General features: G+C 48.5%; 1 pseudogene. It reads left to right on the forward strand.

Annotated features, from left to right (window positions below):
* Nucleotides 1–70: 70 nt before the first annotated feature.
* A pseudogene (locus O9X78_RS20745) lies at nt 71–919 on the forward strand (IS3 family transposase); the annotation flags it as partial.

The raw sequence follows: 919 nt of genomic DNA on the forward strand, positions 1-919 counted from the left end.
GGTAATCACCCCGATAAATAGCTGGAGCGATAAGTAGAATTTTCTCATAATAGTTTGAAGGAGATTCTGCATGAAAGTACCCCGTTATTCAGATAGCCAGATTATGGCCATTCTTAAGCAAGCTGAGGCAGGGAGCCCAGTACCCGAGCTCTGCCGGGAACACGGTATGAGCTCAGCGAGCTTTTACAAATGGAGGGCCAAATATGGCGGTATGGACGCGTCGATGGTCGCCCGCCTCAAGGAGCTTGAAGATGAGAATCGTCGGCTAAAGAAGATGTACGCTGAAGAGCGCCTTAAAGCCGAGATCATTCAGGAAGCCATGGCAAAAAAGTGGTGAAGCCGTCTCAGCGTAAAGAGATGGCTCAGCAGGTGGTTGCTAGTCGAGGCGTCAGTATTCGACTGGCTTGCAGCGCATTTAAGGTCAGCGAGTGCTGTTATCGCTATCAGCCTATTATGTCGTCAGAAAACGAAGAGATTACGGAATGGCTAATCCAGCTAACGGAACGATATTCTGATTGGGGCTTTGGCCTCTGCTTCGCTTATCTCAGGAATGTAAAAGGCTTTGCTTGGAATCATAAGCGGGTCTATCGCATTTACTGTGAATTGGCGTTAAATCTTCGAATCAAACCTAGGCGGCGACTCAAGCGTAACAAGCCGGAACCATTGAAGGAGCCTTTGCGCCCTGACCAAGTGTGGTCAATGGATTTTATGCATGACCAGCTATCCGACGGCCGCAGCTATCGATTATTCAATGTCATTGATGATTACCGCCGAGAAGGAATTGCCATTGAAGCTGGCTTTTCATTGCCATCAATCAGAGTTATTCGGGTTCTAAATCAACTGCTGGAGTGGCGGGAAAAACCGGCAGTCATTCGCTGCGACAACGGGCCGGAATTCATCAGTCACGAGTTTACACAGT

Origin of the sequence: Zhongshania aquatica (assembly GCF_027257955.1) — a bacterium.
Lineage (GTDB): Bacteria > Pseudomonadota > Gammaproteobacteria > Pseudomonadales > Spongiibacteraceae > Spongiibacter > Spongiibacter aquatica.